At 66.0% G+C, this 16065-nt stretch carries 14 protein-coding genes; 9 read left to right on the forward strand and 5 right to left on the reverse strand.

Annotation, left to right across the window (positions count from 1 at the left end; genetic code table 11):
* Position 1 precedes the first annotated feature (1 nt).
* On the forward strand, positions 2-1450 hold the full coding sequence (locus tag ABE546_RS09845; protein ID WP_346463512.1) for a UdgX family uracil-DNA binding protein: 1449 nt from the start codon (positions 2-4) through the stop codon (positions 1448-1450).
* 59 nt (positions 1451-1509) lie between these two features.
* Here ABE546_RS09845 and ABE546_RS09850 read toward each other — a convergent pair whose 3' ends face one another.
* Positions 1510-1941: a CBS domain-containing protein gene (locus tag ABE546_RS09850; protein WP_176988126.1), complete on the reverse strand. Its 432-nt coding sequence runs from the start codon at positions 1939-1941 to the stop codon at positions 1510-1512.
* Between the two features lie 330 nt (positions 1942-2271).
* Complete coding sequence (gene glmS / locus ABE546_RS09855) at positions 2272-4113, reverse strand: glutamine--fructose-6-phosphate transaminase (isomerizing) (RefSeq protein WP_346463514.1); 1842 nt, start codon at positions 4111-4113, stop codon at positions 2272-2274.
* A gap of 204 nt (positions 4114-4317) precedes the next feature.
* Between glmS and ABE546_RS09860 the strand changes: the two genes are divergently transcribed.
* The 7 genes from ABE546_RS09860 (at position 4318) to ABE546_RS09890 (ending at position 12116) form a co-directional block, all read left to right on the forward strand.
* Positions 4318-5583 carry an efflux RND transporter periplasmic adaptor subunit gene (locus ABE546_RS09860; RefSeq protein ID WP_313209109.1) on the forward strand — a complete coding sequence of 422 codons (1266 nt, stop codon included), beginning with the start codon at positions 4318-4320 and terminating at the stop codon, positions 5581-5583.
* 43 nt (positions 5584-5626) lie between these two features.
* On the forward strand, positions 5627-6352 hold the full coding sequence (locus tag ABE546_RS09865; RefSeq protein ID WP_176988123.1) for an ABC transporter ATP-binding protein: 726 nt from the start codon (positions 5627-5629) through the stop codon (positions 6350-6352).
* Positions 6353-6360: 8 nt separating this feature from the next.
* Positions 6361-7665, forward strand: a complete 1305-nt coding sequence (locus tag ABE546_RS09870; RefSeq protein WP_313209108.1) for an ABC transporter permease — start codon at positions 6361-6363, stop codon at positions 7663-7665.
* 16 nt (positions 7666-7681) lie between these two features.
* Entirely contained in the window at positions 7682-8902 is a 1221-nt protein-coding gene (locus ABE546_RS09875) for an FtsX-like permease family protein (RefSeq protein ID WP_313209107.1), read from the forward strand.
* A 1-nt stretch (position 8903) separates the two neighbouring features.
* Positions 8904-9332 (forward strand): PDZ domain-containing protein, encoded by a 429-nt coding sequence (locus ABE546_RS09880; RefSeq protein WP_346463515.1) that lies wholly within the window; start codon positions 8904-8906, stop codon positions 9330-9332.
* Positions 9333-9411: 79 nt separating this feature from the next.
* A complete protein-coding gene (locus ABE546_RS09885) occupies positions 9412-10752 on the forward strand; it encodes a sigma-54 dependent transcriptional regulator (protein WP_346463517.1) in 1341 nt (446 codons plus the stop codon).
* Entirely contained in the window at positions 10749-12116 is a 1368-nt protein-coding gene (locus tag ABE546_RS09890) for an ATP-binding protein (RefSeq protein ID WP_346463521.1), read from the forward strand. The genes ABE546_RS09885 and ABE546_RS09890 overlap by 4 nt, the downstream gene beginning before the upstream one ends.
* A 63-nt stretch (positions 12117-12179) precedes the next feature.
* On the opposite strand, the gene glmU is transcribed toward ABE546_RS09890, so the two are convergent.
* The gene (gene glmU / locus ABE546_RS09895) at positions 12180-13544 is read right to left on the reverse strand and encodes a bifunctional UDP-N-acetylglucosamine diphosphorylase/glucosamine-1-phosphate N-acetyltransferase GlmU (protein ID WP_346463523.1); all 1365 of its coding nucleotides are present in this window, start codon (positions 13542-13544) and stop codon (positions 12180-12182) included.
* An 85-nt stretch (positions 13545-13629) separates the two neighbouring features.
* Between glmU and ABE546_RS09900 the strand changes: the two genes are divergently transcribed.
* Complete coding sequence (locus tag ABE546_RS09900; protein ID WP_313209102.1) at positions 13630-14013, forward strand: GtrA family protein; 384 nt, start codon at positions 13630-13632, stop codon at positions 14011-14013.
* An 85-nt stretch (positions 14014-14098) separates the two neighbouring features.
* Here ABE546_RS09900 and ABE546_RS09905 read toward each other — a convergent pair whose 3' ends face one another.
* Complete coding sequence (locus tag ABE546_RS09905) at positions 14099-14521, reverse strand: F0F1 ATP synthase subunit epsilon (RefSeq protein WP_019183637.1); 423 nt, start codon at positions 14519-14521, stop codon at positions 14099-14101.
* Between the two features lie 115 nt (positions 14522-14636).
* Positions 14637-16043: a F0F1 ATP synthase subunit beta gene (gene atpD, locus ABE546_RS09910; protein ID WP_313209101.1), complete on the reverse strand. Its 1407-nt coding sequence runs from the start codon at positions 16041-16043 to the stop codon at positions 14637-14639.
* Positions 16044-16065: the final 22 nt, after the last annotated feature.

The raw sequence follows: 16065 nt of genomic DNA on the forward strand, positions 1-16065 counted from the left end.
CATGTCGCGCTGGAGTGTGCGGGTCGACCCGGCGTGGTCTCTGGAAGCGTGGCGTACCGCCGCGCGCCTGGCCCTGCGTCACGCGGTCGCGCCGGATCAACTGGACTGGTTGCCTGGCAGCGAGACGTCGCTGCTGGATGCGCCATCGCTGAGCTCGGTGGAGGACAGCGCGCCACCGGCCGAGCCGCAGGTCCATGTCCCCAAGAGCTTTGTCGAGCTGGCTGCCATCTGCCTGTGCCACCGCGATCCGCAGCGGATGTCCCTGCTCTATCGCATGCTGTGGCGCATCACCCATGGCGAACGCAGTCTGCTCACCAACCCCGCCGATGCCGACGTGCTTCGCGCCATGGCCTTGAGCCAGGCGGTACGCCGCGACACGCATAAGATGAAGGCCTTCGTGCGCTTCCGGGAGGTGCCCGGCGAACAGGACGCGTTCATTGCCTGGTTCGAACCGGATCACCAGATCGTCGACCGCGTCGCACCGTTTTTCGCGCGACGATTCGCCGGCATGCGCTGGGCGATCCTGACGCCGTACCGCAGCGTGCACTGGGATGGGCAGCAGCTGTCGTTCGGTCCGGGCGGCCACCAGAGCGATGCGCCGATGGAAGACGCACGCGAAGAATTGTGGCGCACCTACTACGCCAACATCTTCAATCCGGCCCGGCTCAACACGCGCATGATGCAGCAGGAGATGCCCGCCAGATACTGGAAGCACCTGCCCGAAGCCTCGTTGCTGCCACAGCTGGTGCGTGATGCCGGTGACCGGGTGCAGGAGATGCACGACCGTGAAGCGCAGGCCCCGCGGCGGCGCATTCCCCAGGCCATCGCGGCACCGGCGCCGGCCACAGAGACGACGCCTGCCACGCTCGACGCGCTGCGCGATGCCGCCGCGGCGTGCCGCCGCTGTCCGCTGTGGGAACCGGCCACGCAGACGGTGTTCGGTGAAGGTCCACCGAATGCATCGATCATGCTGGTCGGCGAACAACCCGGGGACAGCGAGGACCTCAGCGGGCATCCGTTCGTCGGCCCCGCCGGACAGCTGCTGGATCGTGCGCTGCGCGAACTCGGCATCGAGCGCAGCGCGCTCTACCTGACCAATGCGGTCAAGCACTTCCGTTTCGAGCGGCGCGGCAAGCGGCGCATCCACAGTAAGCCGCAGATGACCCACATCAACGCGTGTCGGCCGTGGCTGATGGGCGAGATCGAGAACGTGCGACCGCAGGTAATCGTCTGCCTGGGGGCGAGCGCGGCCACGGCCGTGTTCGGGGCCGGTTTCAATCTGATGGAGAACCACGGACGCTGGCACGTGCTGGACGACGGCACGCGGGCGTTTGCCACGGTGCATCCGTCGTGGGTACTGCGGCAGACCGGCGATGCAGCGCGCGAGGGCGCCTATCGGCTGCTGAAGGACGACCTCCAGCACCTGGTCGAGGTCCAACGTACACGTTGACCTCGCATGGGGTTGCCGGCCGATGGCCGGCAATGCCCGTCAACGCAGATAGGGCAGCGTCAGTGCGCCGCCATGTAGATGTCCTGCAGGACCGCCTTTTCCAGCTCCAGCTCACTGAGCAGATTCTTCACGATATCGCCCAGGCTCAGGATGCCGACCAGCGTGGCGCCTTCGGTCACCATCAGATGACGATGGCGGGAGTACGTCATCAGCGCCATCGCCTGCTTGAGGCTCGCGTCGGGACCGATGCCTTCCAGCCCTGCCGACGGCAGCGTCGAAATGACCCGCCTGCCCGCCTGGGGACCATCTTCCGCAAGGCTGCGCACGATGTCCTTCTCGGACACGATACGCACCGGTGCATCGTCTTTCATCACCACGAGGGCGGCGATCTTGTGCGCGCTCATCTTGTGGGCCGCGGCACCGATGGTGTCTTCCACATCGATGGTGACGATGGCTTCTTTCTTGGATTGCAGGAGTTCGCGGACGTTCATTCTTGTTTCCTGTTACAGGTTACTGAAGTCGAGAGATGCGCCTGGTTGCAGCGAGGTCGGTGGCATCGCCACGCGGTCCTCGGTCATTCGATTCTACGTCCGCACCCTGGCCCAAGAGTTTGCAAATCTGGGACGGTTCGTCGTGGAAGCGGGGGACGACCCTGAGAATGGCACCGCCGGTAAAACCGTCGCTGAATGCCGCCGCAGGGCACGACTAAAGTTCCAGTGCCGACGGCCGCGTAGAGCCACCCCATGGGTGGCGCACAAAAAAAGGGTGGCCCCGCAGGACCACCCTCGATACGCGTCAGCGCCGCCTCGGCGGCGGACACATCACTCCACCGTCACGCTCTTTGCCAGGTTGCGCGGCTTGTCCACGTCTGTCCCGCGGGCCAGCGCGGTGTGATAGGCCAACAGCTGCACGGGAATCGTATGCACGATCGGGCTCAGCACACCGGCATGGCGCGGCGTCCGGATCACATGCACGCCGTCGGACTCGACGAAGTTGCTGTCCTGGTCGGCGAACACGAACAGCTCACCGCCGCGGGCACGCACTTCCTGCATGTTGGATTTGACCTTTTCCAGCAGGCTGTCGTTCGGGGCGATCACCACCACCGGCATCTCTTCATCCACCAACGCCAGCGGGCCATGCTTGAGCTCGCCGGCCGGATAGGCCTCGGCGTGGATGTACGAGATTTCCTTGAGCTTGAGCGCGCCTTCCAGCGCGATCGGGTAATGCAGCCCACGGCCCAGGAACAACGCGCTGTTCCTGCGCGCGAAGCGCTCGGCCCACGCGGCGATCTGCGGTTCCATGTTGAGCGCGTGCTGCACGCTGCCCGGCAGGAAGCGCAGCTGCTCCAGGTAGTCCGCTTCCTGCACGGCGTCGATGCGGCCATGCAGCTTGCCCAGCACCACGGTGAGCTGGAACAACGCCGCCAGCTGCGTGGTGAAGGCCTTGGTCGAGGCGACACCGATCTCGGCACCGGCACGGGTGTAGCAGACCAGTTCACTGGCGCGCGGAATCGCACTCTCGGGCACGTTGCAGATCGAGAGCGTGTGCAGGTGGCCGAGCGACTTGGCGTACTTGAGCGCTTCCATCGTATCCAGCGTTTCGCCGGACTGGGAGATGGTGACGATCAGGTGCTTGGGATTGGCATAGGCGGCGCGGTAACGGTATTCGCTGGCGATTTCCACGCTGCACGGCAGGCCGGCGATGGCTTCGATCCAGTAACGCGCGGTCAGGCCAGCGTAATAGCTGGTGCCACAGGCAAGGATCTGCACGCCTTCGATACCCGAGAGCACGGCTTCGGCGTTCTTGCCGAACAGGGTGGCCGGGAAGCCACCGGCGTCGATCGCCGCCTCGATGGTGTCGCCCAGCGCGCGCGGCTGCTCGTGGATTTCCTTCTGCATAAAGTGGCGGTACGGGCCCAGCTCCAGCGAGGCCAGCGACACATCGGACAGGTGCACGTCACGCACGATCGGCTGGTTGTGCTCGTCATACACCTGCACGCCATCGCGGCGGATATCGGCGGTATCGCCCTCTTCCAGGAAGATCACCGTGCGGGTGGCCTGGAGGATCGCCGACACGTCGGAGGCGACGAAGTTCTCGCCCTCGCCCACGCCGATCAGCAGCGGGCAGCCCATGCGCGCACACACGAAGTGATCCGGCTCGGCACGACTCATCACCGCCAGCGCGTAGGCGCCAGTCAGTTCCTTGACCGTGCGCTGCAGCGCGGACAGCAGGCTGTCGCCTTCCTTGAGGTGATGGTGCATCAGGTGCGCGATCACTTCGGTGTCGGTCTGCGACTCGAAGGTATAGCCCAACCCGCGCAGCTTCTCGCGCTGTTCTTCGTGGTTCTCGATGATGCCGTTGTGCACCAGCGCCACGCCGTGGCTGATGTGCGGGTGCGCATTGGCCTCGGTCACGCCACCGTGGGTGGCCCAGCGGGTGTGGCCGATCCCGAGCAGCGACTGGAAGCCTTCGCTCGTGGCGGCCTTCTCCATCTCGGCCACGCGGCCGGTGCGGCGCACACGGCGGACGTCAGCTTCGGCGGCGGTGGTGTCGATCACGGCAATGCCCGACGAGTCGTAGCCCCGGTATTCCAGTCGCTTCAGGCCTTCGATGAGTACCGGTACCACGTCGCGATGGGCGATCGCTCCCACAATGCCGCACATAGATTCAGATCCCTGCTGGTTAGCCTCGCATTCTAGCGTGGCCGCCCCGGCGGCTTGGGCGCTGTCGGCTTAACGAAAGTGTCCGGTCCGGTGTCCGCGGACACGCGGACACGCCACCCCGATCGCAACCCCTTGTTTTCAAAGGGTGAAAAGTTGGCACGAAGTCTGCTTTGGTACTTCACAACCCAACCGCGAACGAGCCCCATGATCCGCGACACTTCCGCCCAGGACCAGACCCTTTCCTCGCATGCCGCGCCCGCCCCGTGGAAGCGCTGGCTGTGGCCGGCGGTCGCCGCCCTGGTCGTGCTGCTGGCGATCGGTTTCGCCGCCCGCGCCTGGCTCGGTGCCAGCCGCTCGTTCGACAGCGCCCGTGTCCGGGTGGCCGAGGTCACCCGCGGAGACATGGTCCGCGACATCGCCGCGGATGGCCGTGTGATCGCGGCCAACAACCCGGTGCTGTATGCGATCTCCGCCGGCAACGTGAATCTGAAGGTGGTGGCCGGTGACGTGGTCAAGCAGGGCCAGGAACTGGCCGTGATCGACAGCCCCGAACTGCGCAGCAAGCTGGCCCAGGAACAGGCCACCCTGGCCGGTCTGCAGGCCGAGGCGAGCCGCGCCACCCTGGATGCGACCCTGGCGCGCGCCACGGCCCAGAAGGATACCGACCAGGCGGTGATCGAACGCCAGGCGGCCGTGCGCGATCTGGAACGCTACAAGCGTGGCTTCGATGGGGGCGCGGTGCCGCAGGTCGATGTCGCCAAGGCAGAAGACACGGTCAAGAAGAGCGACATCCAGCTCGAACATGCCCGCAAGGACGCCCTGCTCAAGGCCCAGGGCGCCGACCTCGATGCGCGCAACAAGCGCCTGCTCGCCGACCGCCAGCGTGCGGTGGTGACCGAGGTCGAGCGCCAGGTCGACGCCCTCACGCTGCGTGCGCCGTTCGATGGCCAGGTCGGCCAGGTGCAGGCGACCCAGCACACCAACGTGGTCGCCAATGCGCCGATCCTGGGCGTGGTCGACCTGTCGCGCTTCGAGATCGAGATCAAGGTGCCGGAGAGTTTCGCCCGCGAGCTGACGATCGGCATGCCTGCGCAGCTGACCGGCGGCAGCGGCCAGTTCGCCGGCGAGATTTCCGCCGTCTCCCCGGAAGTGGTCGCCGGCGAGGTCAATGCCCGCATCCGTTTCGCCGACAAGCAGCCGCAGGGCCTGCGCCAGAGCCAGCGGATGCAGGCCCGCGTGCTGCTCGATACCCGCCGCAACGCACTCAAGATCGAACGCGGCCCGTTCGTCGAACAGGGCAACGGCTACGCCTACGTCATGGACGGCAGCAGTGCGGTCCGTCGCCCGGTCAAGCTCGGTGTGAGCAGCCTGGGCGAAGTGGAAATCCTCTCTGGCCTGCAGCCCGGCGATCGCGTCGTGGTGTCCGGCAGCGATCTGTTCGGCGATGCCGAGCGCGTCTCCATCAACTGATTCAGTCCCTTTCGATCCTCTCGACTTTCAAAGGAAAACAGCCATGCTTGAAATGCGCTCGGTCGCCAAAGTCTTCCGCACCGAACAGGTGGAAACCCACGCCCTGCGGTCGCTGGACCTGCATGTCCGCGAAGGCGAGTTCGTCGCCGTGACCGGTCCGTCCGGTTCGGGCAAGACCACCTTCCTCAACATCGCCGGCCTGCTGGAGACCTTCACCAGCGGCACCTACCTGCTCGATGGCCAGGACGTCAGCCAGCTCGGCGATGACGCGCGCAGCCGCCTGCGCAACCAGAAGATCGGCTTCATCTTCCAGGGCTTCAACCTGATCTCCGATCTGAACCTGTTCGACAACGTCGATGTGCCGCTGCGCTACCGCGGCATGCCCGCTGCCGAGCGCAAGGAGCGCATCGAGCACGCGCTGGCCCAGGTGGGCCTGGGCTCGCGCATGAAGCATTACCCGGCCGAACTCTCCGGTGGTCAGCAGCAGCGCGCCGCGATCGCGCGGGCGCTGGCGGGCAGCCCGCGCCTGCTGCTGGCCGATGAACCGACCGGCAACCTGGACAGCCAGATGGCCCGTGGCGTCATGGAGCTGCTGGAAGAAATCAATGCCAAGGGCACCACGATCGTGATGGTGACCCACGATCCCGAATTGGCCGCCCGTGCCAAGCGCAACGTGCACATCGTCGACGGCCAGGTCACCGACCTGCTGCGCGACCCGGTGCTTTCCACGCCGCGCCCCGCGGTTGCCGCTGCCATCGCCAACGACTGAGGCCGGCCATGATCGCTTACTACTTCCGACTGGCGCTGCGCAGTTTCCGGCGCAACAAGGTGCTGACCGCGCTGATGGTGATCGCCATCGCGCTGGGCATCGGCGCCTCGATGACCACACTGACCGTGTTCCATGTCCTGTCCGGCGATCCGATTCCGCAGAAGAGCGACCGGCTCTTCAGCGTGCAGATTGATCCGCAGTCGGCGCTTGGCTATCAGCCTGGCGAAGAACCGGCCGACCAGTTGACCCGCTTCGATGCCACCAGACTGCTGAGCGAGAAACATGCCAAGCGCCAGGCGATGATGACCGGTGGCGGCGTCACCATCGAGCCGGACAGCAGCACGCTGCGTCCGTTCGTCACGGATTCTCGCTACACCTCGGGCGACTTCTTCCCGATGTTCGATACCCCGTTCCAGTACGGCCAGGGCTGGAAGGAATCCGATGACGAGGGCCGCGGCAGGGTCGCGGTGATCACGAAGACACTCAACCAGAAGCTGTTCGATGGCGCCAACAGCGTCGGCAAGTCACTGCGCATCAATGGCAACACGATGACCGTGGTGGGCGTTCTGGACGAGTGGCACCCCAACCCGCACTTCTACGATCTCAACACCGGTCGCTATGGCGACAGCGAAGATGTGTTCGTTCCCTTCACCACGGCCATCGAGCTGAAGTTCGACCGCAGCGGCAGCATGGACTGCTTCGGCCGCCGCAACGAACCCGATCCGACCGGCCCGACCGCCAGCTGCACCTGGATCCAGTACTGGGTGGAGCTGGAGAACGCCGGGCAAGCTGCGGAGTACCGGCGCTACCTGGAGAACTACTCCGACCAGCAGCGTGCGGCCGGCCGCTTCGAGCGTCCCAACAACGTCCGTCTGCGCAATGTCATGGAGTGGCTGGACTACAAGAAGGTGGTCCCCGGTGACGTGCGCCTGCAGCTGTGGTTGGCGATGGGCTTCCTGCTGGTCTGCCTGATCAATACCGTGGGCCTGCTGCTGGCCAAGTTCCTGCGCCGCAGCGGCGAGATCGGCGTGCGCCGGGCGCTGGGTGCCAGCCGCGGCCAGATCTTCCTGCAGTCGCTCATCGAGGCCGGTACGGTCGGCCTGGCCGGCGGCCTGCTCGGCCTGGTACTCGCGATGCTGGGACTGTACGCGGTGCGCCAGCAACCGGTGGACTACGCCAAGCTGGCCACGCTGGATGGGCAGATGCTGCTGATGACCTTCGCGCTGACCTTGGTCGCCAGCCTGTTGGCCGGTTTCCTGCCGGCGCTGCGCGCCATGCAGGTCGCGCCCGCCATCCAACTCAAATCGCAGTAAGGATCCGGAGCACACCATGGATATCCGTCCCATCCTCTCCACCCTGCGCCGGCATAAAACCGCCGCGTCGCTGATCGTGCTCGAGATCGCCCTGACCTGCGCCATCGTCTGCAATGCGCTGTTCCTGATCGGGCAGCGCATCGAGAAGATCAACCAGCCCAGCGGCATCGCCGAGACCGAACTGATCGAAGTCCGCCTGGGCGGCATCGGCACCCAGGTCAATGCGGCCGCGCGCACCCGCGAAGACCTGGCGGCGTTGCAGGCCATTCCGGGCGTCAAGAGTGCCGTGACGTTGAACCAGATTCCGTTCCGCAACAGCTCCTGGAACACGGGCCTGGGGCTGACCCCCAACCAGGAACGCTCGACGCTGAGCACCTCCCAGTACTTCGCCCGCGAAGGCGCGCTGGAGACACTGGGCGTGGAGCTGATCGCCGGCCGTGATTTCCAGAGCGACGAATACCGCGACGCAGCGGATGCCCTGACCGACGAGAACGCCGAAAAAACGGGCTCGGCGATCATCGTCACCAAGGCGATTGCCGACAAGATGTTCCCCGGCGGTGATGCCTTGGGCAAGACGGTCTACAGCGGTTCCATGCCGCTGCGCATCGTCGGCATCGTCAAGGTGCTGGCCCGCCCGAACCCGGTTGGCGGCGACATCCAGTATTCGATCATGCTGCCGTTGCGGGCGACCTACGACGAAGGCTTCTACCTGATCCGTGTCACCGATCCCGCGCGTCGGGACGAGGTGATCAAGGCAGCAGTGACGGCACTGGAACGTGTCGATTCGAGCCGGCTGATCCGCGGCAAATCCACCTACGAGGAACAGCGCAACAAGTACTTCGCCAACGACCGCGCCATGGTCGGCCTGCTGATCACCGTGTGCGTTGCCCTGCTGGTGGTGACGGCACTGGGCATCGTTGGTCTGGCCAGCTTCTGGGTGCAGCAGCGCACCAAGCAGATCGGCATCCGCCGTGCGCTGGGCGCCACCCGCAGCCAGATCCTGCGTTACTTCCAGACCGAGAACTTCCTGCTGGCCACGGTCGGCATCGTGCTGGGCATGTTGATGGCCTACACGATCAATCTGTGGCTGATGAACAACTACGAGCTGCCACGCATGCCCATCAGTTACCTGCCGATCGGCGCGGTACTGCTGTGGCTGCTGGGCCAGATCGCTGTCTTCGGCCCGGCCCGTCGCGCCGCCGCCGTCCCCCCTGCCGTCGCCACCCGGAGTGCCTGAAATGCGCAAGACCAATACCAAGACCAAGACCAGGATCACGACCCTGTTGTTGTCCCTCCTGCTGGCCAGCGCACCTGCGCTGGCCGCCACCCAGACCGATACCGCACGCCTGGAGTGGCGTGACGCCGGCCACCATCTGGTGGTCGATGCCCGGGATGGCATCGTGCGCGTCACCACCACCGAACCGAGCAGCTACTTCGGTGTGCGCAGCGGCGACCGGATCCTGCGCGTGGATGGCCAGCCCGTCCGGCGCATGGCCGACCTCACCCATGCGCTGGTTGGCAACAAGGCCACCCGGGTGCCCGTCGTCGTGCTGCGCAAGGGCGACCAGGTGACCGTGGATGTCGACACCGCCGCCTGGAGCGAGGTGCTGGCGGTCGAGACACCGCCCATCCCCCAGCCCGCAACGCCGCCACGCGCCGGCGGCTGAGGCCCGCCACGCCGGGCCATCTGCCCCTTGGCCCGGCGCTCCGGTACTCTTGATTCCACTTCCGGTCCTACGTTGCCGCATGCCCTCGATCCTGATCATTGACGACAACGCCAGCGTCGGCACCGCACTCGACGTGCTGTTCTCGCTGCACGACATCGATACCCTGCACGCGCTCTCGCCCGAGCAGGGGCTGGCGCTGCTGGAACAACAGCCGGTGGATCTGGTGATCCAGGACATGAACTTCACCGAGGACACCACCTCCGGCGAAGAAGGCGAAGCCCTGTTCCAGCAGATCCGTGCACGTCATCCGGACCTGCCGGTGATCCTGTTGACCGCCTGGACACATCTGAGCAGCGCGGTCGATCTGGTCAAGGCGGGCGCGGCGGACTACCTGGCCAAGCCATGGGACGACCGCAAGCTGCTGATCACGGTCAACAACCTGCTGGAGCTCTCCGAAACCCGCCGCGAACTGGACCGCCGCCGCGACCGCGAGCAACGCGATCGCTCGGCGCTGGAGGCCCGCTACGATCTGCGCGGTGCCGTGGTGGCCGATCCGGCCAGCGAGCGCGTGGTCAGCCTGGCCTGCCAGGTGGCACGCTCGGCACTGCCGGTGCTGATCACCGGCCCCAACGGCGCGGGCAAGGAGAAGATCGCCGAGATCATCCAGGCCAACTCGCTGGTGGCCAAGGGGCCGTTCGTCGCGCTCAACTGCGGCGCGATTCCGTCCGAGCTGATCGAGGCGGAATTGTTCGGTGCCGAGGCCGGTGCCTACACCGGTGCCAACAAGGCACGCGAAGGCAAGTTCGAGGCCGCCGATGGCGGCACCCTGTTCCTGGATGAGATCGGCAATCTCTCTGCCAGTGGACAGATGAAACTGCTGCGCGTGCTGGAAACCGGCCGTTTCGAACGGCTGGGTTCCAACCGCGAGCGGCAGGTGAAGGTCCGCGTCATCAGCGCGACCAACGCCGATCTGCCCACGATGATCCGCGATGGCCAGTTCCGCGAGGATCTGTACTACCGCCTCAACACTGTCGAGCTGGCGCTGCCGGCCTTGGCCGACCGCCCCGGCGACATCCTGCCGCTGGCCGAACGCTTCCTGGACACTGGCAAGCCACTGTCCACCGCGGCGGCCACCGCGCTTCAGCGGCATGCCTGGCCGGGCAATGTGCGCGAGCTGCGCAACGTGCTGCAGCGCGCCCAACTGTTCGCGACGGGACCGCGCATCGAGGCAGGCGATCTCAACCTGCCGCGCGCCGCGGCCCCGCGCGCGGCCAGCCCGGCCGTGGACCCGGACCGAAGCCGGATCGAAACCGCACTGGCGCATAACCACGGCATCATCGCCCAGACCGCTGCCGAACTCGGGCTCAGCCGCCAGGCGCTGTACCGGCGCATGGACCGTTACGGCATCCCGCGCGAATGAAGCGGCGCTCGTTCACCTTCCGGCTGTTCCTGCGGCTGCTGCCGGTCCTGGCACTGGCAGCTGCATTCCCGTGGTATCTGGCGTTCTGGCTGGACCGTGGTTGGGCGGTCACCTGCATTTCGGTTGTCGTGCTGCTGGCGCTGATGTGGTGGAGCCTGCGCCGCGCGACCGCACCGATCCGCTCGTTGCTGCGCGCCCTGTCCGGCACCACCAGCAGCTACCGCGACGGTGAATACAACTTCGGCATCTATTGGCCCTCCAATGATGAGCTGGGCGATCTGGTCCAGGCCCACCGCGAACTGGGCGATGTGCTGCGTGCGCAGCGCCAGGACCTGGTCCAGCGCGAGCTGCTGCTGGACACCATTGTGCAGAACACGCCGGTATCGATGCTGTTGCTGGCGCACGGGGGCGACGGCGTGCAGCGCGTGGTGTTTTCCAACCTGGCGGCGCGCAAGTTGCTGCACAACGGTTGGAAGCTGGAGGGCCAGCGCATGGACGACGTCATGGCGACGATGCCGATCGAGCTGCGCGACGCCATCGCCCGCGGGGGCGACAGCCTCTTCGCGGTGCGTGGCGAAGGCCAGGACAGCGACGATGAGCGCGATGAGGACGACGAGCAGATCTATCACCTGTCACGCCGCAACTTCCATCTCAACGGCCGCCCGCACGATCTGCTGTTGATCCGCCTGCTGACCGCCGAACTGCGCCGCCAGGAAGTGCAGACCTGGAAGAAGGTGATCCGGGTGATCAGCCACGAGTTGAACAATTCGCTGGCCCCGATCGCCTCGCTGGCGCATTCCGGTGGCGAGCTGGTCCGGCGCGGCAAGACCGAGCGGCTGGAAGAGGTGTTCGCCACCATCGAGGAGCGCGCGCGTCATCTGGAAGGCTTCATCCGCGGCTATGCGCGGTTCGCCAAGCTGCCACAGCCGCAGTTGCAGACCGTACAGTGGAACCTGTTCCTGGGCGGGCTGCAGCACCAGATTCCGTTCCGGATGGCCGAGGTACCCGACGATCTGCAGAGCCGCGTGGACATCGCCCAGCTCGGGCAGGCGCTGCTGAACCTGCTCAAGAATGCCCATGAAGCGTGTGGCGAGGCCGAGCCGCCGAATGACGACGTCGAGGTCCGCCTGACCCGCCTGCCCCAGTGGCTGCGGCTGGAAGTACTGGATCGCGGCAAGGGCATGAACGAGGCGGTGCTGCAGAACGCGTTGATGCCGTTCTATTCGACCAAGCGCAACGGCACCGGGCTCGGCCTGGCGCTGACCCGTGAGATCGTCGAAGCGCATGGTGGCCGTATTTCGCTGCAGAACCGCCGCGAGGGCGGTCTGTGCGTGGCGGTGTTCCTGCCGGCTGACGCCCGGTAGACCGGCCGCTGGCCGGCACCGTCGTGGCCGCGGGATCGCCTGGTTGCCGGCCAGCGGCCGGCACTACTTCTTCGTCGGGCGCTTCCAGCCGTCGATGGTTTCCTGACGTGCGCGGGCGACGGTCAGCTTGTCCGCCGGGGCGCCGCGGGTGATCACCGAGCCAGCGGCGACGGTTGCGCCTTCCCCGATCACGACCGGCGCGACCAGCGAGCTGTTGGATCCGATGAAGGCACGATCGCCGATCGTGGTCTGCGACTTGTTTACCCCGTCGTAGTTGCAGGTGATGGTGCCCGCACCGATGTTGACCTTGCTGCCGATCACCGCGTCGCCCAGATAGGTGAGGTGGTTGGCCTTGCTGCCGGCACCGAGCACGACTTTCTTGGTTTCCACGAAGTTGCCCACGTGCGAGCCCTCCCCCAGCACGGTGCCGGGGCGCAGCCGCGCGAACGGACCGATGTCTGCCGCACCTTCGCTGACCACGCCCTCCAGATCGCAGTGCGGCTTGACCACGGTGCCCGAGGCCAGGGAAACATCCTTGAGCCGGGTGAACGCGCCGATGCTGACGCCATCGCCCAGCACCACACGTCCCTCCAGGATCACGTTGACGTCGATCTGCACGTCGCTGCCGACCGTGACGGTGCCACGGATATCCAGCCGTGCCGGGTCCAGCACGCGTGCGCCCTGCGCGCACAGCGCACGCACTTCGCGCAGCTGCCAGGCGCGTTCAAGCTGGGCCAGCTGCCATGGATCGTTGGCACCTTCGGCGTCCTGCGGTTCCTGCACGAACGCCATCTCGGCCGGCGTGTAATCGCTGGCCGCCGCGGCAAAGATGTCGGTCAGGTAATACTCGCCCTGCGCGTTCGCATTGGACAGCTGCGACAACCAACGGCGCAGTGCCGTGGATTCGGCGGTGATGATGCCGGTATTGATGGTACGGATGCTGCGCTGTTCGTCGGTGGCGTCTTTCTGCTCGACGATCGCCCCGACCTTGCCCTCGGCATTGCGCACGATGCGCCCGTAGCCCGTCGGATCGGCGACCTCGGCCACCAGCACGGCCAAGCGGCCCGGCTGCGACAACAGGTGGCGCAACGTTTCGCCGCGGATCAACGGCACATCGCCGTACAACACCAGAACGGTTGCCGCATCCGGCACTTCCGGCATGGCCTGCAGCACGGCATGCCCGGTGCCCAGCTGCTCGCTCTGCTCCGCCCAGCGCAGATCGGGCTGATCGGCCAATGCCTGCCGCACTGCTTCGCCGCCATGGCCATACACCACATGGATCGCTTCAGGCTGCAGCTGACGCGCGGTCTCGATGACGTGGGCGAGCATCGGGCGGCCGGCGATCGGCTGCAGCACCTTGGGCAGGGCCGACTTCATGCGCTTGCCGGCGCCGGCGGCCAGGATGATCACGTGCAGGGGCTGGGTCATGGGTAGATCACGTTCCGGGTATCGTTGATGGGAATTCTAGTGCGACGCTCGTTAACATGTGGGATTGTCCGCACCCGGAGTGCACGTGAGTCTCCTCCGCCAAGGCAGCCGCTATCTCGTCGTCGGCCTGGTCCAGCTGGTGTTGGACTGGGCCGTGTTCGTGGCTGCCACCGCACTGGGAATGCCAGCGGCACCCGGCAACCTGCTGGGGCGCGTGAGCGGCATGCTGCTCGGCTTCTGGCTCAATGGCCGCTACACGTTTGCCCGCGATGGTGAGCATCGTCTGGGCTGGCCACGCTTTGCGCGCTTCCTGCTGCTGTGGGCCGTGCTGACGGCCATCAGTACGCTGCTGGTGACCCTGGCCGCCGAGCACCTGGGGCTGCGCTATGCGTGGCTGGCCAAACCGTTGGTGGAGGGCGGGCTGGCCGGGCTGTCATTCCTGCTGATGCGGAGCCTGATCTTCCGCTGATCCGGCGTACCGGGAGGCAGGCAAAAAAAAACGCCGGCAAGCCGGCGTTTTCCCCCTTGCGGATGGCGCCGTCGCGCCGCCCCGCTTAGTGCTTGAGGTTCTTGCGCAGGCGCTCCAGCGCCTGCAGCTGGGCGGACACTTCCGCCAGGCGCTGCTGCGCTTCGGCCACTTCCATTGCTTCACCACGGTTGGCCAGGATGCGCTCGGCTTCTTCCTTGGCCTTGCGGACCGAGGCTTCGTCGATGTCCTGGGCACGGATCGCGGTGTCGGCCAGCACGGTCACGACCTGCGGCTGCACTTCGAGAATGCCGCCGGAGATGGCGAAGTCGATCTGCTCGCCGCTCGGCGTGGTCACCACCACCTTGCCCGGCTTCAGGCGGGTGATCAGCGGGGCGTGCTTGGGCGCGATGCCCAGCTCACCCAGCTCACCGGTGGCCACGACCAGGGTCGCCTCACCACGGAAGATTTCCTGCTCGGCGCTGACGATGTCGCAACGGATGGTGCTCATGAAACTCTTCTCTCTTTAGGGCGGGCTCGCGCCCACCGCAGGATGTCCTCAGCGGTGGGCCTGCGCCCACCCCGTGTGACGGGTCGGGACGGGCATGTCGCCCGTCCCCGCCGCATCAGGCCTTTTCAGCCATCTTCTTGGCCTTCTCGACCGCTTCTTCGATGCTGCCGACCATGTAGAACGCCTGTTCCGGCAGGTGGTCGTATTCGCCATCGACGATGGCCTTGAAGCCACGGATGGTGTCCTTCAGCGACACATACTTGCCCGGCGAACCGGTGAACACTTCGGCCACGTGGAACGGCTGGCTGAAGAAGCGCTCGATCTTACGGGCGCGGGTCACGGCCTGCTTGTCTTCTTCGGACAGTTCGTCCATGCCCAGGATGGCGATGATGTCCTTCAGCTCCTTGTACTTCTGCAAGGTCTGCTGGACGCGCTGGGCGGTGTCGTAATGCTCGTGGCCAATGACCAGCGGATCCATCTGGCGGCTGGTCGAGTCGAGCGGATCCACGGCCGGGTAGATACCCAGCGAGGCGATCGAACGCGACAGGGTCACGGTCGAATCCAGGTGGGCGAACGTGGTGGCCGGCGACGGATCGGTCAAGTCATCGGCGGGCACGTAGACGGCCTGGATCGAGGTGATCGAGCCGTTCTTGGTCGAGGTGATGCGCTCCTGCAGAACGCCCATTTCCTCGGCCAGGGTCGGCTGGTAACCCACGGCCGACGGCATACGGCCCAGCAGTGCCGACACTTCGGTACCGGCCAGGGTGTAGCGGTAGATGTTGTCGACGAACAGCAGCACGTCCTTGCCCTTGCCGTTCTCGTCCTTCTCATCGCGGAAGTATTCGGCCATGGTCAGGCCGGTCAGGGCGACGCGCAGACGGTTGCCCGGCGGCTCGTTCATCTGGCCGTACACCATCGCGACCTTGTCCAGGACGTTGGAGTCCTTCATCTCGTGGTAGAAGTCGTTGCCCTCACGGGTACGCTCACCCACGCCGGCGAACACGGACAGACCGCTGTGCGCCTTGGCGATGTTGTTGATCAGTTCCATCATGTTGACGGTCTTGCCGACGCCGGCGCCGCCGAACAGGCCGACCTTGCCGCCCTTGGCGAACGGGCACATCAGGTCGATGACCTTGATGCCGGTTTCCAGCAGCTCGGTGGCCGGGGACTGGTCTTCGTACGACGGGGCCGAACGATGGATTTCCCAGGTGTCACTGGCGGTGACCGGACCGGCTTCGTCGATCGGGCGACCCAGCACGTCCATGATGCGGCCCAGCGTGCCCGCGCCGACCGGCACCGAGATGGCGCGTTCGGTGTTGGTGGCGACCAGGTTGCGCTTCAGGCCGTCGGTGGAGCCCAGCGCGATGCAACGGACCACGCCGTCGCCCAGCTGCTGCTGCACTTCCAGCGTGATTTCGGTGTTGTCCACCTTCAGCGCGTGGTACACCTTCGGCACCGACTCGCGGGGGAATTCGACGTCGACGACGGCGCCGATGATCTGAACGATCTTGCCCTGACTCATTGCTGCAATCCTCTAATGTGTG

The sequence above is a fragment of the Stenotrophomonas sp. TWI377 genome (assembly GCF_039674525.1).
GTDB lineage: Bacteria > Pseudomonadota > Gammaproteobacteria > Xanthomonadales > Xanthomonadaceae > Stenotrophomonas.

Bases quoted from the DNA above. Each gene is read 5' to 3' on its own strand.
- ABE546_RS09845 (WP_346463512.1), top strand. From the start codon at position 2: ATGTCGCGCTGGAGTGTGCGGGTCGACCCGGCGTGGTCTCTGGAAGCG.
- ABE546_RS09850 (WP_176988126.1), bottom strand. From the start codon at position 1,941: ATGAACGTCCGCGAACTCCTGCAATCCAAGAAAGAAGCCATCGTCACC.
- glmS (WP_346463514.1), bottom strand. From the start codon at position 4,113: ATGTGCGGCATTGTGGGAGCGATCGCCCATCGCGACGTGGTACCGGTA.
- ABE546_RS09860 (WP_313209109.1), top strand. From the start codon at position 4,318: ATGATCCGCGACACTTCCGCCCAGGACCAGACCCTTTCCTCGCATGCC.
- ABE546_RS09865 (WP_176988123.1), top strand. From the start codon at position 5,627: ATGCTTGAAATGCGCTCGGTCGCCAAAGTCTTCCGCACCGAACAGGTG.
- ABE546_RS09870 (WP_313209108.1), top strand. From the start codon at position 6,361: ATGATCGCTTACTACTTCCGACTGGCGCTGCGCAGTTTCCGGCGCAAC.
- ABE546_RS09875 (WP_313209107.1), top strand. From the start codon at position 7,682: ATGGATATCCGTCCCATCCTCTCCACCCTGCGCCGGCATAAAACCGCC.
- ABE546_RS09880 (WP_346463515.1), top strand. From the start codon at position 8,904: ATGCGCAAGACCAATACCAAGACCAAGACCAGGATCACGACCCTGTTG.
- ABE546_RS09885 (WP_346463517.1), top strand. From the start codon at position 9,412: ATGCCCTCGATCCTGATCATTGACGACAACGCCAGCGTCGGCACCGCA.
- ABE546_RS09890 (WP_346463521.1), top strand. From the start codon at position 10,749: ATGAAGCGGCGCTCGTTCACCTTCCGGCTGTTCCTGCGGCTGCTGCCG.
- glmU (WP_346463523.1), bottom strand. From the start codon at position 13,544: ATGACCCAGCCCCTGCACGTGATCATCCTGGCCGCCGGCGCCGGCAAG.
- ABE546_RS09905 (WP_019183637.1), bottom strand. From the start codon at position 14,521: ATGAGCACCATCCGTTGCGACATCGTCAGCGCCGAGCAGGAAATCTTC.
- atpD (WP_313209101.1), bottom strand. From the start codon at position 16,043: ATGAGTCAGGGCAAGATCGTTCAGATCATCGGCGCCGTCGTCGACGTC.